This window comes from Sutcliffiella deserti (assembly GCF_020037475.1).
GTDB lineage: Bacteria > Bacillota > Bacilli > Bacillales > Bacillaceae_I > Sutcliffiella_A > Sutcliffiella_A deserti.
In genome coordinates, this window is record NZ_JAIQDB010000001.1 from 54,277 (window position 1) to 78,206 (window position 23,930).

General features: G+C 36.9%; 21 protein-coding genes. 17 read left to right on the forward strand and 4 right to left on the reverse strand.

What is annotated here, in order from left to right:
- Window positions 1-10: 10 nt before the first annotated feature.
- Entirely contained in the window at window positions 11-349 is a 339-nt protein-coding gene (locus K9B36_RS00245; RefSeq protein ID WP_223699918.1) for a hypothetical protein, read from the reverse strand.
- Between the two features lie 288 nt (window positions 350-637).
- Here K9B36_RS00245 and xth point away from each other — a divergent pair, with 288 nt between their 5' ends.
- The 9 genes from xth to K9B36_RS00290 all read left to right on the forward strand — a co-directional run bounded on the left by xth (window position 638) and on the right by K9B36_RS00290 (window position 11,831).
- The gene (xth, locus tag K9B36_RS00250; protein ID WP_223699919.1) at window positions 638-1,399 is read left to right on the forward strand and encodes an exodeoxyribonuclease III; all 762 of its coding nucleotides are present in this window, start codon (window positions 638-640) and stop codon (window positions 1,397-1,399) included.
- Window positions 1,400-1,419: 20 nt separating this feature from the next.
- Window positions 1,420-2,271 carry a D-amino-acid transaminase gene (gene dat, locus K9B36_RS00255; protein ID WP_223699920.1) on the forward strand — a complete coding sequence of 284 codons (852 nt, stop codon included), beginning with the start codon at window positions 1,420-1,422 and terminating at the stop codon, window positions 2,269-2,271.
- Window positions 2,272-2,417: 146 nt separating this feature from the next.
- Window positions 2,418-3,650: an aminopeptidase gene (locus K9B36_RS00260; protein WP_223699921.1), complete on the forward strand. Its 1,233-nt coding sequence runs from the start codon at window positions 2,418-2,420 to the stop codon at window positions 3,648-3,650.
- 222 nt (window positions 3,651-3,872) lie between these two features.
- Window positions 3,873-3,965: a YjcZ family sporulation protein gene (locus tag K9B36_RS00265; RefSeq protein ID WP_223699923.1), complete on the forward strand. Its 93-nt coding sequence runs from the start codon at window positions 3,873-3,875 to the stop codon at window positions 3,963-3,965.
- 218 nt (window positions 3,966-4,183) lie between these two features.
- On the forward strand, window positions 4,184-5,350 hold the full coding sequence (locus tag K9B36_RS00270) for a M20 family metallopeptidase (protein WP_223699924.1): 1,167 nt from the start codon (window positions 4,184-4,186) through the stop codon (window positions 5,348-5,350).
- Between the two features lie 36 nt (window positions 5,351-5,386).
- On the forward strand, window positions 5,387-6,394 hold the full coding sequence (locus tag K9B36_RS00275; RefSeq protein WP_223699925.1) for an LLM class flavin-dependent oxidoreductase: 1,008 nt from the start codon (window positions 5,387-5,389) through the stop codon (window positions 6,392-6,394).
- A 145-nt stretch (window positions 6,395-6,539) separates the two neighbouring features.
- On the forward strand, window positions 6,540-8,234 hold the full coding sequence (locus tag K9B36_RS00280; RefSeq protein ID WP_223699926.1) for a M3 family oligoendopeptidase: 1,695 nt from the start codon (window positions 6,540-6,542) through the stop codon (window positions 8,232-8,234).
- Between the two features lie 151 nt (window positions 8,235-8,385).
- Window positions 8,386-9,009 carry a flavodoxin family protein gene (locus K9B36_RS00285; RefSeq protein WP_263399237.1) on the forward strand — a complete coding sequence of 208 codons (624 nt, stop codon included), beginning with the start codon at window positions 8,386-8,388 and terminating at the stop codon, window positions 9,007-9,009.
- Between the two features lie 815 nt (window positions 9,010-9,824).
- Window positions 9,825-11,831 (forward strand): penicillin-binding transpeptidase domain-containing protein, encoded by a 2,007-nt coding sequence (locus tag K9B36_RS00290; protein WP_223699927.1) that lies wholly within the window; start codon window positions 9,825-9,827, stop codon window positions 11,829-11,831.
- A gap of 101 nt (window positions 11,832-11,932) precedes the next feature.
- On the opposite strand, the gene K9B36_RS00295 is transcribed toward K9B36_RS00290, so the two are convergent.
- Window positions 11,933-12,133, reverse strand: a complete 201-nt coding sequence (locus tag K9B36_RS00295) for a hypothetical protein (protein ID WP_223699928.1) — start codon at window positions 12,131-12,133, stop codon at window positions 11,933-11,935.
- Between the two features lie 166 nt (window positions 12,134-12,299).
- Here K9B36_RS00295 and K9B36_RS00300 point away from each other — a divergent pair, with 166 nt between their 5' ends.
- Window positions 12,300-12,995 carry a GNAT family N-acetyltransferase gene (locus K9B36_RS00300; protein ID WP_223699929.1) on the forward strand — a complete coding sequence of 232 codons (696 nt, stop codon included), beginning with the start codon at window positions 12,300-12,302 and terminating at the stop codon, window positions 12,993-12,995.
- Window positions 12,996-13,050: 55 nt separating this feature from the next.
- On the opposite strand, the gene K9B36_RS00305 is transcribed toward K9B36_RS00300, so the two are convergent.
- Entirely contained in the window at window positions 13,051-13,581 is a 531-nt protein-coding gene (locus K9B36_RS00305; RefSeq protein ID WP_223699930.1) for a YceI family protein, read from the reverse strand.
- Window positions 13,582-13,789: 208 nt separating this feature from the next.
- Here K9B36_RS00305 and K9B36_RS00310 point away from each other — a divergent pair, with 208 nt between their 5' ends.
- Together K9B36_RS00310 and K9B36_RS00315 are read left to right on the forward strand one after the other, a co-directional pair.
- Window positions 13,790-14,563, forward strand: coding sequence for a S1 family peptidase (locus K9B36_RS00310; RefSeq protein WP_223699932.1), 774 nt, complete (start codon window positions 13,790-13,792; stop codon window positions 14,561-14,563).
- Window positions 14,564-14,607: 44 nt separating this feature from the next.
- The gene (locus tag K9B36_RS00315; protein ID WP_223699933.1) at window positions 14,608-17,199 is read left to right on the forward strand and encodes a helicase-related protein; all 2,592 of its coding nucleotides are present in this window, start codon (window positions 14,608-14,610) and stop codon (window positions 17,197-17,199) included.
- Between the two features lie 22 nt (window positions 17,200-17,221).
- Here the strand turns inward: K9B36_RS00315 and K9B36_RS00320 are convergent, their stop codons facing one another.
- Window positions 17,222-17,809 carry a CBO0543 family protein gene (locus tag K9B36_RS00320; protein WP_223699935.1) on the reverse strand — a complete coding sequence of 196 codons (588 nt, stop codon included), beginning with the start codon at window positions 17,807-17,809 and terminating at the stop codon, window positions 17,222-17,224.
- A gap of 259 nt (window positions 17,810-18,068) precedes the next feature.
- On the opposite strand from K9B36_RS00320, the gene K9B36_RS00325 reads away from it, so the two are divergent.
- The 5 genes from K9B36_RS00325 (at window position 18,069) to speD (ending at window position 23,774) form a co-directional block, all read left to right on the forward strand.
- Window positions 18,069-20,573: an AAA family ATPase gene (locus K9B36_RS00325; RefSeq protein WP_223699937.1), complete on the forward strand. Its 2,505-nt coding sequence runs from the start codon at window positions 18,069-18,071 to the stop codon at window positions 20,571-20,573.
- A gap of 324 nt (window positions 20,574-20,897) precedes the next feature.
- On the forward strand, window positions 20,898-21,281 hold the full coding sequence (locus K9B36_RS00330; RefSeq protein ID WP_223699938.1) for a hypothetical protein: 384 nt from the start codon (window positions 20,898-20,900) through the stop codon (window positions 21,279-21,281).
- Between the two features lie 87 nt (window positions 21,282-21,368).
- Entirely contained in the window at window positions 21,369-21,899 is a 531-nt protein-coding gene (locus K9B36_RS00335; RefSeq protein WP_223699940.1) for a CBO0543 family protein, read from the forward strand.
- A 27-nt stretch (window positions 21,900-21,926) separates the two neighbouring features.
- The gene (locus K9B36_RS00340; RefSeq protein WP_223699941.1) at window positions 21,927-22,844 is read left to right on the forward strand and encodes a CBASS cGAMP-activated phospholipase; all 918 of its coding nucleotides are present in this window, start codon (window positions 21,927-21,929) and stop codon (window positions 22,842-22,844) included.
- A gap of 102 nt (window positions 22,845-22,946) precedes the next feature.
- Window positions 22,947-23,774 carry an adenosylmethionine decarboxylase gene (gene speD / locus K9B36_RS00345; protein WP_223699942.1) on the forward strand — a complete coding sequence of 276 codons (828 nt, stop codon included), beginning with the start codon at window positions 22,947-22,949 and terminating at the stop codon, window positions 23,772-23,774.
- The last annotated feature ends 156 nt before the right edge of the window (window positions 23,775-23,930 follow it).

Here is a 23,930-nt window from a genome sequence, read left to right on the forward strand (position 1 = left end):
AAACTATACGTCATCCAGCAATAGTAAATAACTGACCTTGATTAGCAATTTCTTCTACCTCTGTGATGTAATCAAGAGCTTCGTCAATGGATAGGAAAAAGGAGGAAACGTAAAGAGGATACTTGTAATCAAAACCGCCATCTATTTCTGCTGGGAAGACAACGATCTGCCAGTGATAATAATTTTCTCCCACATTCATTTCTCTACCCTCTAATGCTATTAACCAATGGCTGTAATTGTCACAGCATTCAATGTCTGTAACTTTTTCAAGGAAAATCAAAAGATCGTCTTTATTGATTGGGACAAGAGATTTTGGGTAAAACTCTCCAAAATTAGGTGTTTCTCGCATAAACATCGCTCCCTTTTGAATTTAGTAAGCGCTTACTGGAAAATTGCAATATATAATTGTAGTTGTATTAATATATGTAGTAGAGTTTAAAATATTTTGTATTTTTAGAAAATTAGTTTAAAAAGAAAAACAGAATCGTATAGGTTCTATAAAAATTATCCTGTATCAATAGTTATCTGTTGAAAGGGGTTTATTTTAGGAAATGCCTCTAATTTTTGATATAATTGGCTCATCTTAACGAGTTTGCCAGAATGATAGAAGGCAAAACTAAGGGAGTACAATAACATCGTGAAAATAATATCTTGGAATGTAAATGGAATACGGGCATGTGTTAAAAAAGGGTTTATGGAGTATTTTCATAATATGAATGCAGATATTTTCTGTATTCAAGAAACAAAACTCCAAGAAGGGCAAATAGAGCTAGACCTTCCCGGGTATCATCAATATTGGAATTATGCCGTAAAAAAGGGCTATTCAGGAACTGCTGTTTTTACAAAAGAGAAACCCTTACAAGTTAGTTACGGCTTAGACATGCAGAATAAAGAAGAGAGGGAGCACGAAGGTAGAATTATCACTCTTGAATATAAAAACTTCATCCTGGTTAATGTTTATACACCTAACTCACAAAGAGATTTGGCTAGACTTGACTTCCGATTAGACTGGGAGGACCGTTTTCTAGCCTATATTCAAAATTTGGAAAAAATCAAACCGGTCATTCTTTGTGGTGACTTAAACGTCGCCCACACTGAGATTGATTTAAAGAATCCTAAATCCAATCGAAACAATTCCGGTTATACAGAAGAAGAACGAGGGAAGATGACACGTTTGTTGGAATCGGGTTATGTTGATACTTTTCGATACTTTTATCCTGATCATACGGATAAATACACATGGTGGTCCTATATGAATAAAGTCCGTGAACGAAATATAGGCTGGAGAATTGATTACTTTATTGTGTCAGAAACACTTCAGGAACGCCTTGTAGGTGCAGGTATACATGCTGAAATACTTGGAAGTGATCACTGTCCAATTGAATTAAAACTAAAGTGAATATTCCGGGAGGTGGAAGGATGAAGGTTCTAGTTAATAGTGAAATTGTGGAGCGTAAGGAAGTAAGAGTTGATATAGAGGATCGTGGATACCAATTTGGCGATGGAGTTTATGAAGTAATTAATGTGTATAACGGTGTCCCGTTCACATTAAAGGAGCATACAACTAGACTTTATCGAAGTGCAAAAGAGGTAGGGATAGAAATAAAGGAAGAACCAGAAGTGCTGATACAGAAAATCCTCCGTGTTATAGAAAGGAATGACATGGTTAATGGCGGTTTGTACCTGCAAGTTTCAAGAGGAGTGGCACCAAGGGCACATCAATACCCTTCAGATATAGAACCAACTTTAATTGCATATCCATTACCATACAAAGAAATGAAGCATACACGGAATGATGGTGTTTCTGTGATCACAGCTGAAGACCTTAGGTGGCTTCGCTGTGACATTAAGAGCCTTAACCTGCTTTACAATATTATGATCAAACAAAAGGCAAATGAAGCAGGAGTGTTTGAAGCGATTTTAATTAGAAATGGGATTGTTACGGAGGGGACATCTTCGAATGTTTTTATTGTGAAAAGAGATGAAATATTTACTCACCCAGCTAACAATTTGATACTAAGTGGAATTACAAGATCGAAGCTTTTGGAGATTTTTGATAATAATGGCTGGAAATGCAATGAGCAAGAATTCTCTAAACAGGAGCTGCTGGCGGCAGATGAGGTATTTGTTACTTCTACAACCAGTGAGGTGGTGCCAGTTATATCAATTGATGGCACACAAGTTGGTGATGGTAAGGCTGGAAGTATGACAAAACAAATACAGCAAGCATTTTCAGAGCTTGTAAAAAGGGAAGTCACTAAAAGAGGTTAGATTTAAATCCTAATCGCTGGATAGCTCTTCATCTGTTTCTACTATCTTTACACCATCTGGACAAAAACACTGGAACATGATACTTTTTAAAATACACTGAACCACATTCATAAATACTTATGGGTACTTAAAGGGAGGAATACATAATGAATAGCACGTTACAATCAACCATGGAAAAATACGCTGATCTTGCAGTAAAAGTAGGGGTAAACGTACAGCCCGGACAGACACTTATTGTTAATGCCGATATAGGATCTGCTCCTTATGTAAGACTTGTTGCAAAAAAAGCCTATGAAGCAGGAGCTAAACTTGTACAAATTGAGTGGACAGACGAAACTGTTACAAGAACTCGCTTTGATTACGCACCAGATGAGTCTTTTGAGTATTTTCCGCTGTGGAGAGCGGAAATGATGGAAAAAGCTTATGCAGAAGGATCAGCTTTGCTTGCAATCACTTCTTTAAACCCAGACCTTTTAAAGGGAGTCGACCCACAAAAAATTGCTAACCTGCAAAAGGTAACAGGTGAAGCAACTAAAAATTCCAGAAAATATACGATGTCAGATAAGGTAAGCTGGTCGATTGTAGCTGTTCCATCTAAAGGTTGGGCTGCAAAAGTTTTCCCTGAATTATCGGAAAAAGAACAAGAGGAAAAGTTATGGGATGCTATTTTTCACGCAACTCGAGCGAACCTGGAAGACCCTGTGAAAGCTTGGAACGAGCATAAATCTAACTTAAGCGAAAAGGTTGATTTCTTAAATGACCATAAATTCAAAGCATTACACTACCAAGCAGAAGGAACAGACCTAACCATTGAACTTGCTGAAAAGCATGTGTGGATCGGTCCTGAAAGCATTAATGAAAAAGGGCATGCTTTTATTGCGAACATGCCAACAGAGGAAGTTTTCACCACTCCATTGAAAACAGGAGTGAATGGAAAAGTTAGTAGCTCTAAGCCTTTAAATTATGGAGGCAATTTGATTAACAATTTTTCGTTAACCTTTGAAAATGGGCGGATTATTGAAGTAGAAGCAGAAGAGGGATATGAAACACTTCAAAAGCTAGTAGAAACAGATGAAGGGTCACATTATCTTGGAGAGGTAGCTCTAGTACCTCATGATTCACCAATTTCCAACACAGATCTTATCTTCTATAATACACTATTTGACGAAAACGCTTCGCATCACCTAGCAATAGGAAATGCATACGCATTTGCCTTGGAGGGTGGAAAAGAAATGTCTGACGAAGAGTTGGAAGCAGCAGGAGCAAATTCAAGTATTACTCATGTAGATTTCATGATAGGAACTAGTGAAATGGATATTGATGGCATTACAAAAGAAGGAGAAAGAGTTCCGCTATTTAGAAAAGGCAATTGGGCATAAGGTGAAAGAATAGCAAATCACAGCTACTACAATCTTGGTAATTGCTTAGACTGTAGACAACCACGAGGTATTTCGAGGTTGTCTACATTTTTTTTGCTTACTTGTAGGAAAAGCCCGTTGATTTCCGTTTCAGGCACACGCTATAAATATTGAATCAGCCTATACCATCTACGGGCCTCTTGCATAATGTGTATAGTAGTTCTACATGAAGGAGGGAATTCTATGTCAGGTGGCGGATACGGCGGAGGTTTTGCGTTAATTGTTGTTTTATTTATTATTTTAATTATCGCAGGAGCAGGTGCTTTAAGATACTAATTGCAACGTGAAAACATGATTGGAGATTTCCTCTAACCATGTTTTTTTTATTTCAATAATATTAAAGTAAGGAATGTTGTTGCTGTTATTACCATTCGATTTAAATGGAGTACTCTTTAGAAGAGTATGTATAGGCAAATAATTATTTTAATTTCCCACTTCATGATACTATATTTTCTAAACCGAAATACATAGATGACACACGAAGGGGATATCGTATGAAACAAGTAATTATAGATACTTTAGAAGATCTAAGAGGAGAATTTTATGAAATAAGTACGAAAATCGGAGAGAACCCGGAATTAGGTCACGAAGAATTTGAATCCTCAAAGCTCTTGGCTGGCAAATTAAAAGAGCATCATTTTCAAGTCAATATGGGGATCTGTGACCTGCCTACTGCTTTTGAGGCTATTTTTGATAGTGGAAAACCGGGACCTGTCATAGGGATAATGAGCGAATATGATGCCTTGCCGGAAATCGGACATGCATGTGGCCATAATCTTATCGGTACAATGGGAATTGCAGCAGGAATCGCCTTAAGTAAAATCCTTCCTTCGACTGGTGGAAAGGTTGTTGTTTACGGAACTCCTGCAGAAGAAACAAAAGGTGGAAAGGTGACCATGGCGGAAAAGGGTGTGTTTAATGGACTTGATGTAGCGATGATGGTTCATCCTCTGCACTCTTATGTGAAAAGTGGTTCTTCCCTTGCAATGGATGCAATACAGTTTGAATTTTTCGGTAAGCCGGCACATGCAGCCGCGAGTCCAGAGGATGGGATTAATGCTTTGGATGCCGTTTTGCAAACTTTTAATGGAATCAATGCGCTAAGGCAGCATGTTACTTCTGACGCTAGAATACATGGAATAATTGCAGAAGGAGGGAAAGCAGCAAATGTTGTCCCGGACTATGCGGTGGCGCAATTTTATGTAAGAGCCGAGACAAGAAGCTATGTAAATGAAGTGGTGCAAAAGGTAAAGGCTATCGCTGAAGGAGCAGCATTAATGACTGGTGCTTCCATGAAGATGTCTAACTACGAATTGTCTTACGATAACATGGTTACTAATAATACACTTTCTAATGTTTTTACTGATTCTTTAGTAGAATTAGGTGTAGAAGCAGAAGAAATTTCTGAATCACGAGATGGTGCTGGCTCATTAGATATGGGAAATGTCAGTCTGGTGGTTCCTTCCATTCATCCTTATATAAAAATATGTGAAGAACGGTACACCTGTCACACACCAGAGTTCCGGGACGCAGCACTTAGTGAACAAGGAAAAAATGCCATGATCTTAGGAGCTAAGGCAATGGCATTGGCCTCTTATAAAGTCCTTAAAGAAGCAGAGTTATTAAAGCAGATTAAAGAAGAGTTTTCTAAAGCAAAATAGATAAGGATACAAATAGAGAGGAGCACAACAATTAATATGACTATTAATGAAAAAAAGAACACTATCCCCTTATCTGTTCTGGATTTAGCCCCTGTAGTAGAGGGAAGCGACCCAGGACAGGCGTTTAAAAATAGCGTAGAGCTTGCTCAACTTACCGAAAAGCTCGGATATAAGCGATTCTGGTTGGCTGAACATCATAACATGGAAGGAATAGCTAGTTCCGCAACGTCTTTGGTAATCGGCCATATTGCTGGGGCCACTTCCACTATCCGTGTTGGCTCAGGTGGAATAATGCTTCCAAATCATGCGCCGTTAGTAATAGCTGAGCAGTTTGGAACATTGGAAACCTTATATCCTGGTAGAATTGATCTTGGATTAGGAAGAGCACCAGGAAGCGATCAGTTAACTGCAGCTGCGCTTCGGAGGGAAAGAAGAAGTGGGGGAGAAGACTTTCCACAGCAGCTAGAAGAGCTTCGTTCGTATTTTCAAGCGGATGGAACGGCAAAAGTACGAGCCGTTCCTGGAGAAGGATTGGAAATTCCGGTTTGGTTACTAGGGTCAAGTGGCTTTAGTGCAAAATTATCAGCTGAACTTGGATTGCCTTTTGCTTTTGCAAGCCATTTTTCACCAGATTATACTCTGCCTGCTCTAGAGCTTTACAGAACCCGTTTCAAACCTTCAAAAAATCTGGAAAAGCCCTACGCGATGATAGGAGTTAACGTTATTGCTGCTGATACCGATAAGCAAGCCGAGTACTTGGCAACTTCCTTGCAACAACAATTTATTCATCTTATCCGTGGAACCCCAGGTAAGATGAAACCACCTGTTGATGATATGGATAGCATTTGGAGCCCATATGAAAAACAAGTTGTCCAACAGCAATTACGCTACACTGTTGCTGGAAGCAGTGAAACGGTAAAACAAAAGCTTCAAGCTATTCTTGAAGAAACAAAAGCAGACGAACTTATTGTAAACACAAGCGTCTTTGACCACCAGGCACGACTAAAATCCTTTAAGATTCTTTCCAAGCTATGGAATGAGTAATTGTGTACCTCTACTATCTAAAAAATAGTGGAGGTTTTTTATTTCGCTTTTCGAAACTTTTTTCGAATATAGGAAGGAATCCTTGCAGCATTTGTCGAAGTAGTGGATATACATATTTTTAAAAGTATACAAAGGAGGAATTATGATGAGATTTGATGATTATCAATATAGCAGACCAAGTATGGAAGAACTGGAGACAGAATTCACACAATTACTGGAGAAATTTGAGTGTGCCGAGACTTTTGAAGTTCAGGATAAAATGATGTCAGAGATTAATGAGTACCGCTCGGAATTTGAAACTATGAGACAGCTTGTTCAAATACGCCATACAATCGATACAATGGATGAATTCTATAAGAAGGAAAAAGATTTTTTTAATGAAGTAGGACCCGCATATAAAGGGCTTATTACCAACTATTACAAGGCTCTTACACAGTCCAAATTCCGTCCGCAGCTTGAAGGAAAATGGGGAAAACAGTTATTTCAATTAGCAGACAGTGAATTGAAAACTTTTTCACCAGAAATTATGAAAGAACTTCAGGAAGAAAACAAATTAGTAAGCGACTATGTAAATTTACTAGCCGCTGCAAAGATATCGTATGATGGCAAAGAAAGGAATCTTTCCCAACTTACTCCCTATCATCAATCAACCGACAGAGTAGTACGGAAAGAATCTAATGAGGCAAAATACAATTTTTTCGTAGATAACGCAGATCAATTAGATGAATTATACGACAAGCTTGTGAAGGTAAGAACAAGGATTGCAAGGAAGCTTGGATTCTCCTCGTTTACCGAATTAGCATATGCCCGCTTAGGTCGCACTGATTATGATGCTGATATGGTTGCTAAATTCCGTGATCAAGTAAAAGAGTTTATTGTTCCTTTAGCAACAAAATTAAAACAAAAGCAACAAGAGCGTATTGGAGTGGACACTTTAAAATATTATGACAATAGCTTTAGCTTTAAAACAGGAAATCCTGATCCTAAAGGTGATGCAGAGTGGATCGTAGAGCAAGGAAAGAAAATGTATAAGGAAATGTCTAGTGAAACAAATGACTTTTACACCTATATGGTAGAAAATAATTTGATGGATCTTTTAAGTAAAACAGGTAAAGCAGGCGGTGGCTATTGTACCTATATCAGTAAGTATAAATCACCATACATTTTTGCTAACTTTAACGGTACTAAAGGCGATGTCCGGGTTTTAAAACATGAAGTAGGTCATGCTTTCCAAGTATTTGAGAGTCGCGGTTTTGAAGTGCCTGAATATGGCTTTCCGACTTTAGAGGCATGTGAAATCCACTCTATGAGTATGGAGTTCTTCGCTTGGCCATGGATGGAGCTATTCTTTGAAGATGATACGGATAAATATAAGTTCTCACATTTAAGCGAAGCCGTACTTTTCATTCCTTATGGAGTTGCGGTAGATGAGTTCCAACATTTTGTCTATGCAAACCCGGAAGTGACCCCACAGGAACGTAAACAGGCATGGAGAAATATTGAAAAGAAATACCTTCCACATCTAAATTATGACGAGAATGATTACCTTGAAAACGGTGGTTTCTGGCAGCAACAAGGTCATATCTATAAAGTACCGTTCTATTATATTGACTATACATTAGCGCAAATTTGTGCTCTTCAATTCTGGAAGCGTGCCCAAGATAATCAAGAAACAGCATGGAAAGATTATTTGCATCTTTGCAAGCAAGGAGGAAGCAAGTCCTTTACAGAGTTGGTGGAAGATGCGAAATTAATTTCACCGTTTGAAGAAGGTTGTGTAAAATCGGTTATAGATGAGATAGAGCTATACTTAGACTCAATCGATGATAAAGCATTATAAGTTTTATAAGGCTATTTGAGAAAATAGCCTTATAGAAAGACCGTTTCATGTTAAAGGTTACTAACATGAAGCGGTCTTTTTATAATGTTTTCTTATGAACCAAGAAGGGAATTCATCTATATACGCATTAAATGGAATGGAGGAAAGTAGGATGATTAAAGCATTATTTTTGAACTGCAGTTTGAAGTCTAGTGAAGAGACTTCCAATACTCAAAGCTTAATGAATGAAGTTATTACCCATTTCGAAAAAGAGGGTGTAAAGTCTGAAACAATCAGAATCGCAGACTATCATGTGAAATTCGGGATCTCCGAAGATGAAGGGGAGGGAGATGAATGGCCGATCATCTTTGAAAAAATAAAAACAGCAGATATACTAGTAATAGGAACACCGCTTTGGATTGGTGAAAAAAGCAGTGTCGCTACCATGGTTATGGAACGCATCTATGGTGCCAGTAGCTTAACGAATGAAAAAGGTCAATGTATCTACTATAACAAAGTAGCTGGGACGGTCGTAACAGGAAATGAAGACGGAGCGAAACATGCTGCAAGATCGATACTTTATGGTCTTACTCACTCAGGATTTAATATTCCTCCAAATGTAGATACTTACTGGGTAGGAGAAGCAGGTCCGGGTGATTCTTATATAGATGCTGAAGGCCACAGAAATGAGTTTACAATGCAGCAGGCTAAGACTACCGCATATAACCTATTACACTTTTCCCGGATGCTCAAAGAAAACCCAATACCTGCAGAGGGCAATTTAATAGAGAACTAGATAGAATAGATTAACAGAAGTTCGGATTATTTCCGGGCTTTTTTGCATTAATAGAAGGGAGGGACTTTGCTTAAGTATCGTTCTATAGCTGTTAATTTCCCAACACCTCTTTCGCTAAAGCTAGCACGGTTATTTTCATGTATTGGTTAAGGGTGCTGGAAGGAACATAAAAACGATGGATGGTGCTCGATGATGTACCTTTGGAGCCGAAGAAAGTACATGAAAAGGGTGATTCGCATGAGATGATGTACCTTTGGAGCCGAAGAAAGTACATGAAAAGGTGGGAGGACGAGAGATGATGTACCTTTGGAGCCGAAGAAAGTACATAAAAAGGTGGGATACCACAAGATGATGTATCATAGGGACCGAAGGAAGTACATGATGAGCAATGAAACTTTTTTTGCCGGAGTTCTAACGCAATTCTAAAATATTACTATTATTAAATAGTTTAACCACGCCCAACTTCAGCTACCAGAGACGAGTAAAATCCCCTACCTTCTAAAGTTTGCTCACTTCCAATTGTTAACACAGCTGTTCGTCCTCCTTATCTTATTCAGATGAGTCAAATACAAAAATGAGCAATATGCTTTTTTCTCCCGCTCTTTTCACTTTAATTAAAGTGGTAAATCCTGTATCCTATACCTAATGGCTCTTATTAAGTGAAGAATTATACCTCTAGCAGGTTAGTCGTTAGAGGCGCCACCGCTTCGCGATCCCGACAGAACTGTGGAATTCGTTTAAGTGGATATACAGCCATAAATAACTAGATTTCTTAACAAATAGAATCCTAGAATAGACTGGAAGGGGAAGAATTGATGAAAAAACTACTAATAATGATCTTGCTTGCAGTTTTACTGAGTGGCTGTCAAGAAGAAGAAAAAGTAAGTCCCTATACCGCTCTTGCCGAATATATTGAAAAGTGGCAGGCATCTGAATTTAACGACATGTATGATACTTACTTGACTACTACAACAAAAACAGCTTATACGAACGAAGTGTTTTCAGAAAAATACGAAAAACTATATGAAGATCTAGAAACGGCTAACCTTTCTATAGAAATTCTGGATAAAGAAATACCATGGGAAGAGGAAGCTTCCGTAACGATACCTGGGAAGATTTCTTTTGATACTTATGTTGGTAAAATAGAGTATAGTAAGGATTTTGTATTAGAGAAGACGATAGCAGAAGACGAAAAAGAAAAATGGAACATCCAATGGGACCCATCCTTTATTTTACCTAATCTTGAATTAACTGATAAAGTTCACTTTAGTACTACATATGCAGAAAGAGGAGAGATATTGGACACTGAGGGAAATCCAATGGCTACAAATGGGGAAGTTTTTCAAGTAGGAGTAGTTCCGGGAAAGTTTAATGAAGAAGAGTCATTACAGCGTCTCTCTGAAATTTTAAATATGGACGAGGAGTATATAAAATCACAATATACACTAAGCTGGGCCAAGCCGGATTACGTGATGCCAATAAAAAAATTTCTTTTAGAAGAAGAACAAACAGTAATGGCAGCAGAGGAAATAGAAGGAATATCCGTTAAGACAGTAGAAGAACGAATCTATCCTTTAGGACAATCAGCAGCACATTTGATCGGTTATATAGGAGAGGTAACAGCAGAGGACCTAGAAAGTCTCGAAGGGTACTCTCCCGGAGATATGGTTGGTAAAAGGGGGCTTGAACAATTACTGGAAGATCGTCTTAAAGCAAAAAATGGGGAAAAGGTCTATCTGGAAAAAGAAGATGGTTCTCAAGTAGATATAGTGGCGTCCGAACCTATAAACGGTGAAACGATAACGCTCACCATTAACGGAAAGGTACAGCAAAACCTGTTCGAAACTCTCAAAGAAGAATCAGGGACAGCGGCTGTCATGGATCCAACTTCAGGAAAAGTACGCGGTCTCGTAAGCCTTCCAACATTTGATCCTAATGATTATGTACTCGGATTATCATCACAACAAAGGCAAGCATTAGAAGAGAATCCGGAAAAACCGACGATAAACCGTTTCTCCTATACCTACTCACCTGGTTCAACAATGAAACTTTTGACTGCTGTGGTTGGATTGGTTAATGGAGAAATAGACCCTGCAGCTACCTATGAGATTAACGAAAAAAGTTGGCAGAAGGATGATTCATGGGGGGGTTACAAAGTTAATAGATATTATGAGGAAGATAATATAGTTAATTTGGAAAGCGGATTGAAGTTCTCAGATAATATTTATTTTGCCAGAGCAGGACTTGACATGGGGGCTGAAAAATTTCAAGAAGGACTAAGTAGGCTTGGAGTTGGGGAGGCTTTACCATTTATCTATCCAACAGTTAAATCACAAATCTCCAATTCAGAGACTATTGAAGATGATGTTCTTTTAGCTGATACTGCTTATGGACAGGGAGAATTATTAATGAATATTGTTCACCTTGCAAGTATATACGGCGGCGTAGTTAATAATGGAAAGATGATGCAGCCGATTTTACTGGAGGAAGAAGAAGAGACCGTTTGGCAGGAAGAAATCGTTTCGTCAGAACAGGCGATTCTTTTAAAGGATTATCTTCGGAAAATAGTAACGGAAGGAAGTTCTCAAAAAGCAAATGTGCAAGGAAGAGAAATGGCCGGTAAAACAGGAACAAGTGAAATGAAAACGGAGCAAGGACCGTCTGGAGATGAAAACGGATTATTTGTTGCATATGATCAACAGGATCCTACCCTTTTAACTGCCATGCTTGTCGAAGGAGTAGATAAAAAGAAACCAAGGGGGAGCACTTATGTAGTTGAGCTTACTAGAAGTTTTTTTGAAAAAATAGATGTAAGAGAATGATACTATACTTCGCTCTACTAATCTCATGATAAATTGTAATCCAATAAAAACAAGCAGGCAAAGACTCTTCCTGCTTGTTTTATTGCATATTTACCAGGTTGTCAGTAATAGACAAACTTTAAATACAACCCTAGACCACCAACTAAAATAACTGCAAGTGCAATGTATATCCATGTTAAACGTGATAAATTCCCTTTAGTGGATGCTGTGTAATTTTCATCACTTTTGCCTGCTAATGAAAGAGTGAGAATCACTGAAGCCACTCCAATCACTCCAACAAGTATAAATGCTATTGTCATCATAACTAACACCTCTTTTGTTCTTAGATAATGGCAGTTTCGCATCGTTTGTTGCTCCTGTGGAAATGGAAGCAACCCGTAAAGTTTCTTTAATTCTGTTAAAAGGTATAATGATTACCGTACTGACTTCATTATACTACAGAAAAACCAAGTATGGAGGTATGAAAGAATGTTGAATGAACAAGATAACTACTCTTATAGAAAAGAAATATATGTTTTTGATCAGACCAAACCAGTAAAGGCAATTATACGGAATTATCAGGAGAAAGACTTTGAAGATTTGATACGTGTGCAACATGAATGCTTTCCGCCACCTTTCCCTCCGGAGTTATTGTGGAATAAGGAACAGCTGCATAATCATATAACTTTGTTCCCCGAAGGTGCACTCTGTATTGAGATAGATGGAATTATTGTGGGTTCCATGACTGGATTGCTTGTCGAATTTAATGCAAAAGAACCAAATCATACTTGGGAAGAGATCACTGACAAAGGTTATATCCGAAACCATGACCCTCGTGGAAACACGGTTTACGTGGTAGATATAAGTGTCACTCCTGGCAATCGCAAGTTAGGTCTAGGAAAATGGCTGATGAATTCTATGTATGAAGTTGTAGTTCAGTTAGGTGTAGAACGATTATTAGGGGGTGGAAGAATGCCAGGTTACCATACATATTCTGAAAAGATGACAGCAGAACAATATGTGGAAAAAGTGGTTAAGGGGGATCTTAAAGACCCTATTATCACGTTCCTGTTACGCTGCGGACGGATGCCGTTGCAGCTAGTTAATAACTACCTGGAGGATGAAGACTCTAAGAACTATGGAATGTTAATGGAATGGAAAAACCCGTTTATGCCAAATATCTAAATAAGAAAGGCTGAAAGAAACTAAATATAGTCCCTTTCAGCCTTCTGTTACTTTATTAACCTTTAGCAGCCTGTAGCTGTAATTCTATTTTAATTTGATCTCCAACAAGTACTCCGCCTGCCTCTAGAGGAGCATTCCAAGTTAAGCCAAAGTCACTGCGCTTAATTTTTCCTTCTACAGCAAAACCTGCTTTTTCATTTCCCCATGGATCTAAACCGGTACCTTCAAAAGTTACGGAGAAAGTTTCAGGCTTTGTTGTGCCTCGAACTGTTAAATCTCCAGTCACATTATATTCATTTTCATCGGTTTTCTCGATATTTGTTGACTTGAATGTCATCTTTGGATGATTGTCTACATCAAAGAAATCTGCAGAACGTAAGTGAGCATCCCGGTCACTACTGCGAGTATCAATGCTTGCTACATCTACCGTAAACTCGATAGAAGCAGTCGTTAAGTCAGTAGGGTCAGCCACAATAGTAGCGTCATATTCATTAAATCCTCCTTTGACTGTTGCAAACATCATATGCTTTACAGAAAAATCCACCGTACTATGTGCCTTGTCTACATTCCAATTCGTTTTTGTCATTTTTTCTTCCTCCTAATTTTCCCCTAAAATAAATTATCTTTAATTCGAGATTTTTAACTTCAAGATGAATTATAAAATGACTTTTGTAAATTGTCAACTATATTTTTCCTTATTTTACCCTGAAAGATAACTTGACGTGACAAGCAACTCAAACATATGGTAAGTTTCCATTAACTTAGTCAGATTTACAGAAGAAAAGGGGAGAGAAATGAAACGAGAAGACGAGTTTGAAGAAAACAAGCCAGATTCGGTAGAACCACCGTTGGAAGATTTTTTATTTGATGACGCTGATTTAGATAAAAAAGAACAAAATATGAAAAAACGGAGAAAGAGATTTAAAATAATTTCCTTTCTTATCATCCTGGCTCTTCTAATAAATGTCTGGGGTATATTCCCAAAATTCTACAATCTACCCTCCTTACAATTTTTATTAAAATCGCAAGAACTATCAAATGATAAGGATATACAAGAATGGAAAGAGGCGGTTGTTACTATAAGAGGCAGTAATAAAAAAGGAACAGGCTTTAACATCGATCCTTCAGGTAAAATTATTACAAATTACCATGTGGTGGATGGAATGAATCCTATCGCTGTCACTTTTCCAAACGGAAAAATTTTTTCTGCGCAGGTTATTGCCTCTAGTTCTGAGTATGATGCAGCAATCCTTAAAATAGACGGCAGTTCCTTACCGATTCTGTCCATTAGCCAAGAAGCATTACCGGATAAACCACAACATGTATATATCATTGGAAACCCACTTGCTCATTCATTTATCGTCAACGAGGGGAAAACGGCAGGTATGATAGATACAACTATTCCAAAGCCTGTATTGTTACTTGATGTGCCAGTTCACTCTGGGAATAGCGGAAGCCCTGTAATAGATCAGAACGGCGAGGTCATTGCCCTTGTTTATGCATCCACTGATGAACATGGGCTGGGCATACCGATACAGTATATTATGCAAGAGTTAGAAACGGACTAATTGATAGTCTTTTCTTTTAACTTATTGAGAAAGGAGATTCACTATTGAATCAATTAAATATTCTATATTCCATAGCAATTGATCAAACGAAATATAAAATTGAAGAAGATATAGATCAATTTTTAGAAACAAAAGAAGAACTGCCCACTTTCAAAGAGTATGTGGAAGAAAGAGGGCACTATGTACAACAAATTTGGACGAATGTTTGGTTAAATAAAGTAACAAATGACATTGCTAGAAAAGAAAAGAAGGCTTTCTTACAGGAACGCGGGTTTGAAGTGGAAGGTGTTGATCGAAAACTTATCAATCGGTTATTTCGTAACGAAATGCGCGATTATAAACCATTTAATGCTTTACAATGGCTTGCAAAAAGAGCAGATGAAGAAGAAGAAGCTTTCTCCTTTGAAGAGAGGTATAAGAACGTACGCTTAGCTTTTCATAAAAGAGTTCAAGAAAAACGTATTCAAGCTAAAAAAGATGAAATCAGCATCAAGCTAGAAGCAAAAGCACGTCAAGTTACGGATGAAAAACATCATGATTTTTATTTGTATACCAGACATTTTGTGGCCAAAAAACTAGCTGCTGATTTTAAAGAACGTGTTAAGTATGAGAAAGTGGACACATTTCGATTAGAAGAAATCTTAATAGAAGCTGGAGTTTTTGATGCTAAGGACTATACAACATTAGAAACCTTTTTTAGTGAATTAACTGGCGCTGTTCATAAAACCTTTCACTATGGTGAGCGTCATTTTGAATATGAAACTTTTTATTTCGTCTATGAGAAACGGATAACGGATTACTTTTTCGGAGTGGTACCTGATCTCATTCTAACCCAATTAAACCCTGAACTCCTTACAATTTATGCTGAATGGATGGGAGAACAGTTAACATCTTCGAAGATAAGAAAACTGTTGGCTAATGATTTTTACTTAAAAATAAATGATATTTTTAATGAAATCCAGAAGGAATATGTGGGTGATCTAATAAAACTGGCGCATCTACCTTTTGATTTAAAAGTACATCAGGAAGTTTTTGAAAAGGATAAAGATGATCGTGTGCGTAAGCAAGAAGAGGAATTAGCTGAACAAAGAAGGTTAAAAGCAGAAGAAGAAAAAATGCTCGATGATATTTTTGGCAGAGAATACATCCCTTCAGCAGATAGAGATATCCGCTATATCCTTCATGTGGGAGAAACAAATACAGGGAAAACATACCAAGCGTTGGATAGAATGAAAAGAGCAGAAAGTGGACTGTATCTTGCGCCATTAAGACTGTTAGCGCTTGAAGTGCATGATACGATGAACGCAGAAGGAGTACCCTGTTCGCTTAAGACCGGAGAAGAGGAAAAGCTCCTTCCTTACGCTCAACACTTTTCAAGCACAGTGGAAATGTTTCATGAGAAGGATTTTTATGAGGTAGTGGTAATAGATGAGGCACAGATGATCGCAGACAAAGATCGAGGATTTTCTTGGTACAAAGCTATTACAAAAGCAAATGCAACAGAAGTACATATTATCGGCAGTTTAAACATGAAAAGCATGATTTTGCAGCTATTGGGAGACGCAGATGTAGAAGTACATGAATATAAGAGGGAAATACCTTTACAGGTAGAATCTAGACCCTTTACGCTACAAGATGCAAAAAAAGGAGATGCACTTGTTTGCTTTTCTAGAAAAAAGGTTTTAGAATCAGCATCTGCTTTACAGAATAGAGGTTTCTCAGTGAGTATGATTTATGGAAGCATGCCACCTGAGACAAGAAAAAAGCAGATGCAGCGCTTTATTAATGGTGAGTCTACTGTCATAATTGCGACCGATGCGATTGGGATGGGGTTAAATTTGCCGATAAGAAGGATTGCTTTTCTCCAAACAGACAAATTTGACGGAACTAGAAGACGACGTTTAACTTCTCAAGAAGTAAAGCAAATTGCAGGTCGCGCTGGAAGAAAAGGGATTTACAATATAGGCAAAGTTGCTTTCATAAGTGATATTTCCATCATGACTAAGCTGCTCGAACAAAAAGACTTGGAAGTTCAAACCTTTGCCATCGCACCTACAAGCTCGGTTCTTGAACGATTTCAGAAATATTCTCGAAAACTTGGTACATTTTTTGAACTATGGGACAAATTTGAAAGTCCTGAAGGAACCGAGAAAGCAAGCCTATCTGAGGAAAAGGAACTGTACGAAATAATACAAGATAGTGTCATTGAGGCTCGACTTTCCGTAATTGACCTCTATGGATTCCTGCATCTTCCGTTCTCTTCTAAGGAGCAGGTGCTGGTAAATCAGTGGTATGAAACCATGCTTGCAATAGCCGGTAAAACAGAACTTCCTGATCCTTTTATGCGAAAAGGGAGCTTAGAGGATGTGGAGCTTTCTTATAAAGCAGTCGGGCTTCATTTATTATTTCTTTATCGGCTGGATCGAAGAACAGAGGCTTCTTATTGGGAAAAGATCCGGGAGAGTTTCAGTGATGAAGTTCATGAAAGATTAAAAACTGACGTAAAAACAATGTCCAAACAATGCAGAGTGTGTGGAACAAAGCTAGCCAGTGATTATAAGTATGGGGTCTGTGATTCATGCCATTTTGCTAAAATACGCCGAAAGCATAAGGGTACAAGGATAAATAGACCATAATAGAAAAAGTTGACTCTTGAACTTACGAGTCAACTTTTTCTCTTTTACTGTTCCTTTCAAAGTGAAGAAAGAGGTTAGTGAGCCATTTAGAAAGAGTGAAAATAACAATATAAAAAAGAAACAAATAGAAAGGGTTTGCCCATTTGTGCCAAAGTATTAGGTCAAACGAATACAAAATTGGTTTAAAAACAAAAGCAAGAAATGCCGTCAATAATAAGAAGGAAAGATAGTAATTCTTCCTTTGATTTAAAGTCCATTGGTATACCAACATGAATAGAACCGGAATTAGAGAGACATCCAGTCCGAAATTAACAGGAATAAAAGGGATAGCTTGATAAGGGTAGCTGATCAATCCAAACCGAATGAGCCCACTATCAAAATAAGTGAAAATAATATGTACTGTAAATCCATAAAAACCTAAATGAAACGCTTTGGACCGATCTAGTTTAAACCATAAAATAACTAAGGGTACAACAAGCATCAATACGTTAACCCAAAATTGCCATGTATTAAAAGACGAATACTGCCACCAGTAATCAATCCATTCATAAGTAACCTGTTCATGTTTTGACTTTAGCCTATTCAGAATTTCCATTTGCTCCTTCGTCATCTTATATCACCGGCTCCTTTTTACAGCTTCCCGTATGGTTTATTGTAACCATACGTTAATAAAACATGTAAAAAGCGCTAAATATTGCAATGGAGGAAAAATCATTTATTAATGAACAACTGAATTAAGTTAAGGTTCTATGTGTAAAAGAGGATAAAACGAAGAATGATGAACTATAACATAATCATTTATTCGAATTTTTTCTTTTTATTATAATAAAGTATAAAAAGGGCGTACTAAAAGGAGGAGGAACATTCCATTGGCATACTGGATTTTTCAAGGTCATCCATCAGAATTGGATACAGAAGAGGCGACGATTGAATGGACTGTCTCCCAGAAGTACCATACCCATACATTGAATATTGGAGATCCAGTTTTCATTTGGAGCTGCTCACATGAAGATGGAGGCAGAGATTCTCTAACGGCATTCGGCAAGATTTGTTCATCTCCTTTTTTAAAAAATGGAGAACTAAGAATTAGAATAGATATAGAGGAGAAAAGAACGAAACAAGAACACCAAGCACTCTTACTTACTGACCTTCAAAAGGTACCAGACCTTAGAAACCTTGAACTTTTTAAACTGAAGGAGAAAATAAACTATAAAATATCGGTCCAAGAATATAAAATACTTCATTCTTTTTGGGTGTCACCAGACTGTCTAAAGCGAAAAACAAAGAACGCTCATATTGATACTCACTTGTATTTATTTAATAAACAGAAGAAACAGTGGTTTGATGATGTGGATGAAAAAGCCTGCAGCTTCCGATACTTAGCACAATTTAATAAAAGAGAGTTTCTTGAAACGTTGGAGTGGGAGGATATCCAACAATTAGGGGAACATCTTCATACATTTGCTTTGACTGAGCATAAAGAACGAGCACTGGGCGGACAATTCGCACCGATCTCGAGGTATCGGAATAGCTTTCTCTATCTTATATTTGGAAACGCCTCTTTAACGGAACGAATGGAAAATCTCGTATTTTCGGAAAAATATAAGCTTTTTGGTTTTGGAGAAAAAGTAATATGTGAAATGGTTGCAAAAATATTTCCAAACTCTTTTTGCCTATTTTCAGAGCAAGGTGTAACTGTTTTAGAGAATGTGTTAAAGCTAGATGTTGCTTATGAAAAAGAAGATGGTTTTGCGATAAGATTTCTTAAATTTCAACATTGCTTGGTGGAAAGTAATTTAGTGGGGAAATATGAAGACTTGATAGGGAAACAATCGGAACTTCCGTTATTTTATGAAATAAGCAGGTTTCTTGATTATCTTCATCATACAAATGTTGATAAGGTTAAGAAACAAGAAAATGTTCAGAAAAATATATCTCAAGGCTATTGGGTTTTGTCGATTGAAAATGAACACCAATTGGAAATTTCAGTTCGCGACAATTGCATATCCATCGGAAAAGAAGTATTAACAAACCTTAAACAATTGCGGAATAAAAAGGAAATAGCAGAAGCTTTGCAAAAAGAACATAAATTTAATGACTCATCTTATAATGAAGCTACGATTAAATATCAGTTTGCCCATGAGATGAAAGTAGGAGATTTTGTTTTTATAAAAAAAGCTCCCAATATAATCGTGGCGTTCGGTAAAGTAATATCAGAATATATATTAAAAAAACATCAAAATAAGTATCAATCTATTAGGAAGGTAGCCTGGATAGCCACTGGAAGTTGGAAAATAAAAGGCAACATCTTTTTTTCAAATACATTAACAAAACTGACAACCCATGAGAACACCATCACCTATTTACTTGATCTTATAGCAGCAGAATATTTGTCACCGGAAGAGCATTTAGATCCCTCAAATAGGATGAAAGAAGAAAACGCACAAAAGGGAGAAGAAGGCAGGCTGGTCAAAATGGAGGAGCATGCTTCACCGCTCAATATTTCCAACGAAAAAAAAGAACATGAAAAAGTTCTTTCTGTCTATTCATTTGAAGACTTTACTTCTGAGGCTTTCCTTAGTAATCATAAAGCATCTCGATTATTGACGGCGCTTGACTACAAAAAAAATATAATATTACAAGGCCCACCAGGTGTAGGCAAAACTTACCTAGCTAAAAGATTGGCCTATTCCCATATGAAAATAATGGATAATAGTCGGATTGCATGGTTTAGTTTACATCCTTCTCTTACCTACGGGGACTTTACCCACCAAGAAGGAATATTCTATCGTTTTTGTCAAATAGCTAAAAAGGATCCTAATAAAAATTATTATGTCATTTTGGATGACATTCACCGGGTAGTGATTCAAGATGTTTTTGGAGAACTTCTTTCAATTATTGAGACAGATAAAAGAGACCCAGAGCATTCCATCTATCTTACCAAATCTGAAAAACAAGACTCATTTTATATACCTTCTAATTTATACTTCATTTGTACGCTCAATAATACAGTAGCTTCTTATAATATTGATTTGGCTGTTTTAAGGCGTTTTGCGCTTGTGAGTATTAATCCGGCATTTCACTCTCCAAATTTCCAAAATCTCTTGATCAAAAAAGGGATAAGTGAGGAGTTCGTTGTAGAACTAGTCTGTTTGATGGAAAAATTAAATAAAGAGATAAAGGCTTATGATAAAGCAGAGAGCGGCTTTGGAATAGGGCACAGTTACTTTTGTCCTTCTGTTGATCGAATCTTAGATGAAGAAAAATGGTTTGAGCATATTATCTGTTATGAAATCGTTCCTCTGTTGAAAGAATTTTGGAAGAACGAAAAAGGAAAGTTTAATACGTTAATGGAGAATTTTATTGTCAATTAGCCACCTTCCATAATTCCACATACACCGGTGAGCTTAAAGTATTTTATTCTGTGAAAACCCGAGCTATTGTTTTGACTTTAGTCCGGGTTTTTTATTGTTTTTTTTAATTACTAGGGGTTGATTGGAGTGCAAGAGGATGACTACTCGAAAATGCGAGCAAAACACTGGGGTTATTCGTTTTTAAATTGTGCTTTATTAGTTTTGTCCCAGACTTTTTTAGAAATATTAGTATATGAATACAGAGAGTTTATATAGTCATTGAATGAAAACTCCTTCCTTAGTAATACTAGGAATATATTCTAGGAGAAGGGAGTCCACCATGACATGATTTTTGCCTTCTTACTTATTTTCACAATCTCCATTCTGCTTTTATACTCTCTTCGTAAGATTAAAAGAGCTTATGTGCCATTAGAATTACTCTTAACTTTCTTCACTACTTCCTATCTGTGCCAAAATACGTACTATAAATTGTTTTCACCCTATGAAAGATTAATTATTGCAGATAGTGGTTGGGCAAAAATTAATGTTAAATTATTTTACGGAGTTATAGTACCAGTTTTATTAATTGGAGTGCTTTATTTAGCTAAATCGAAGAAAAGTATCTCCTTCTATATTAGCGCGATTATGTGGGTCAGTTTTATTGTACTTTGCGAAAAAATATTCTTGGCAATTGGGATCCTTGAAACGAAAAAAGTATCCAATCATTGATGTGTTTTTCGCTCTCGTTATTTTATTGATATCCCACTATGTAACGAAAAAGATTCGTACACTTCTAAAAAGGAAGCCCGTCCTAGCATGAAGTTAATAATCATGAAAATTTTAAACCCAATCTTGCCGAAAAAATTTGATGAAAACGAAATTTATACAATCGTTGTAACTGTCCTAGTAATAACTGTTTTATTCGTACTTCATAAGCATTATAGAAAATTGACAACTATCGAATTGTTCAGTGTTTATTTGTTTAATATATTTCTTGCAACCACATTGGAGTCTTTATTTGCTGAGCATCCCCTGGATATGTACGATACGATGGACTTTGCTCATGCAGAGATTTTCGATCTTATCCTACAGTCCTTTACATACCCGGCCTCGTTGGTGATTATCATTCATTTTTATAAAAAATGGAAGCCGAATTTAGTGGTATTCATCCTTGGAACCGCATGTATCTTAACTTTTCTAGAATGGATCTCCCTCTTTTTTAATTTATTTCAATACAGAGGTTGGGCATTGTATTATTCCTTTTTATTTTATATTTTCATCGCAGCGATTAACGGTGTGTTCTTTAGGGGGATTAGTAAGGTTAAAAAGAGGCGAAGCACTTATTAAGATATAAGAATACAGGAAGAATTGGTGATGAAAATGAAAATACTTTGTATAGATGGAGGCGGCATTCGGGGGGTGTATGCTGTAGCCATTTTACAAGCTATGGAAGAAGAATATAATCAACCCATTAGTGAACTTTTCGACCTTATAGCTGGCACAAGTACAGGGTCGATTATCGCTGCATCTATAAGTATAAAAATGGACATGTCTAAAGTTTTAAATAGTTATAAAAAATTTGGAGAGAAAATTTTTGTGCGGCAAGCAAAATTCGGTCTATTCAAGAGCATCTACAGTGATAAATATCTGCGCAAGTTTTTCTATCAGGCATTTGGAGAGCGAACCCTTGGTGATATTAGTAGTCCTTTATTAATTCCAGCGGTAAATGTAACTAAAGGAAGACCATATGTACATCGTTCAAACTATGGAAACAAAGATACCAAGGACCTATCAGTCAAACTGTGGGATGCTGTTTTATCATCTTGTTCTGCCCCTGTCTATTTTCCTCCAAATAATATAGACAACCACTATTTATCTATTGATGGAGGACTTTGGGCAAATAACCCATCAATGGTTTGCATTACGGAGGCATTAGATTACTTTAAAATAGGTTTAAGTGATATTAATATCTTATCTATCGGTACAGGTCTTCAAACCATTGACTTTACGATTAATGAAAATAAATATTGGGGAGTAAAACAATGGCTTCCTTTTCGTTTGCCATCGATGAAGGTGACACCAAAGCTGTTGGATTTAGCTCTACAGTTATCATCTGAGTCCGTTTCATATCAATGTGAACACCTTCTCGGTAGACAGTATCTTCGGGTAAATAAAGAGCTTAACGCAGAAGTTCCTTTTGATGAAGTTTCTTCAATGGATAAGTTAATTCATTTGGGAAAGCAGTCATACGAGGAGCAAAAAGCAGTGATAAAAGACTTCATAACAAAGTAAAGAAAAATTTAATTGTTTTTTTACCTTAATGAAAGGGTAATATATATATAAATTTAGAATGCTCCGTTAATAGGGGGCTAAATAAGTTAAGGGGGATATACCATGGATCGTTCCACAGAACGGCGCATAACGCTGCACGAATTTAATAACCTAACGAAGTCGCTGAGCTTTAATATGTATGATATTTGTTATACAAAGACAAGACAAGAACGCGAGGCCTATATTGATTATATTGATGAGCAATATAATGCAGACAGATTAACGAAAATCCTTACAAATGTGGCGGACCTGATTGGAGCACATGTTTTAAATGTTGCAAAGCAAGACTATGTCCCACAGGGAGCAAGTGTTACTGTGCTCGTTTCGGAAGGACCTGTTGTTGAGGTGCCAACTGAGTCCTATGAAGAGTCACCAGGTCCATTGCCTGATTCGGTTGTTTGCCAGCTTGATAAAAGTCATATCACTGTACATACTTATCCTGAGTATCATCCTGTAGAAGGGATCAGCACATTTCGTGCAGATATAGATGTATCAACTTGTGGAGAAATATCACCACTTAAGGCATTAAATTATCTTATTCATTCCTTTGAGACCGATATTATGACGATGGATTATCGTGTTCGTGGCTTTACCCGTGATATTCAAGGGAAAAAGCTTTTTATCGACCATGATATTAATTCTATTCAAAACTACATACCTGATGATGTAAAAAATATGTACGATATGATTGACGTTAATATTTATCAGGAAAATATTTTTCATACAAAATGCAAACTTAAGGGATTTGACTTAAACAATTACTTGTTTGGCCATACAAAAGATTCCCTAGATGTGGAAGAGCGGTATGAAATTACGGAAAAGCTAACAAACGAAATGGACGAGATTTTTTATGGAAAGAATATAAATTTCGGTCACAAAGAAAATAAATAATTGTATACAGACCAGAAAAACTCTCTTGTTAGCTTAAAGGGGGTTTTTCAACTTTCCTAACTACTTACCTTTCTGCGATATAGAGAGCAGTCTTTTATTTCCGTCAAGTATCAGGCATAATATACAGTAGTGTAAAAAATATATCAGAATTTTAAA

Excerpts from the sequence above, each read along its gene's own strand:
- K9B36_RS00245 (WP_223699918.1), bottom strand. The coding sequence starts at position 349 with ATGCGAGAAACACCTAATTTTGGAGAGTTTTACCCAAAATCTCTTGTC.
- dat (WP_223699920.1), top strand. The coding sequence starts at position 1,420 with ATGAAGGTTCTAGTTAATAGTGAAATTGTGGAGCGTAAGGAAGTAAGA.
- K9B36_RS00260 (WP_223699921.1), top strand. The coding sequence starts at position 2,418 with ATGAATAGCACGTTACAATCAACCATGGAAAAATACGCTGATCTTGCA.
- K9B36_RS00265 (WP_223699923.1), top strand. The coding sequence starts at position 3,873 with ATGTCAGGTGGCGGATACGGCGGAGGTTTTGCGTTAATTGTTGTTTTA.
- K9B36_RS00270 (WP_223699924.1), top strand. The coding sequence starts at position 4,184 with ATGAAACAAGTAATTATAGATACTTTAGAAGATCTAAGAGGAGAATTT.
- K9B36_RS00275 (WP_223699925.1), top strand. The coding sequence starts at position 5,387 with ATGACTATTAATGAAAAAAAGAACACTATCCCCTTATCTGTTCTGGAT.
- K9B36_RS00280 (WP_223699926.1), top strand. The coding sequence starts at position 6,540 with ATGAGATTTGATGATTATCAATATAGCAGACCAAGTATGGAAGAACTG.
- K9B36_RS00285 (WP_263399237.1), top strand. The coding sequence starts at position 8,386 with ATGATTAAAGCATTATTTTTGAACTGCAGTTTGAAGTCTAGTGAAGAG.
- K9B36_RS00290 (WP_223699927.1), top strand. The coding sequence starts at position 9,825 with ATGAAAAAACTACTAATAATGATCTTGCTTGCAGTTTTACTGAGTGGC.
- K9B36_RS00295 (WP_223699928.1), bottom strand. The coding sequence starts at position 12,133 with ATGATGACAATAGCATTTATACTTGTTGGAGTGATTGGAGTGGCTTCA.
- K9B36_RS00300 (WP_223699929.1), top strand. The coding sequence starts at position 12,300 with ATGTTGAATGAACAAGATAACTACTCTTATAGAAAAGAAATATATGTT.
- K9B36_RS00305 (WP_223699930.1), bottom strand. The coding sequence starts at position 13,581 with ATGACAAAAACGAATTGGAATGTAGACAAGGCACATAGTACGGTGGAT.
- K9B36_RS00310 (WP_223699932.1), top strand. The coding sequence starts at position 13,790 with ATGAAACGAGAAGACGAGTTTGAAGAAAACAAGCCAGATTCGGTAGAA.
- K9B36_RS00320 (WP_223699935.1), bottom strand. The coding sequence starts at position 17,809 with ATGACGAAGGAGCAAATGGAAATTCTGAATAGGCTAAAGTCAAAACAT.
- K9B36_RS00330 (WP_223699938.1), top strand. The coding sequence starts at position 20,898 with ATGATTTTTGCCTTCTTACTTATTTTCACAATCTCCATTCTGCTTTTA.
- K9B36_RS00335 (WP_223699940.1), top strand. The coding sequence starts at position 21,369 with ATGAAGTTAATAATCATGAAAATTTTAAACCCAATCTTGCCGAAAAAA.
- K9B36_RS00340 (WP_223699941.1), top strand. The coding sequence starts at position 21,927 with ATGAAAATGAAAATACTTTGTATAGATGGAGGCGGCATTCGGGGGGTG.
- speD (WP_223699942.1), top strand. The coding sequence starts at position 22,947 with ATGGATCGTTCCACAGAACGGCGCATAACGCTGCACGAATTTAATAAC.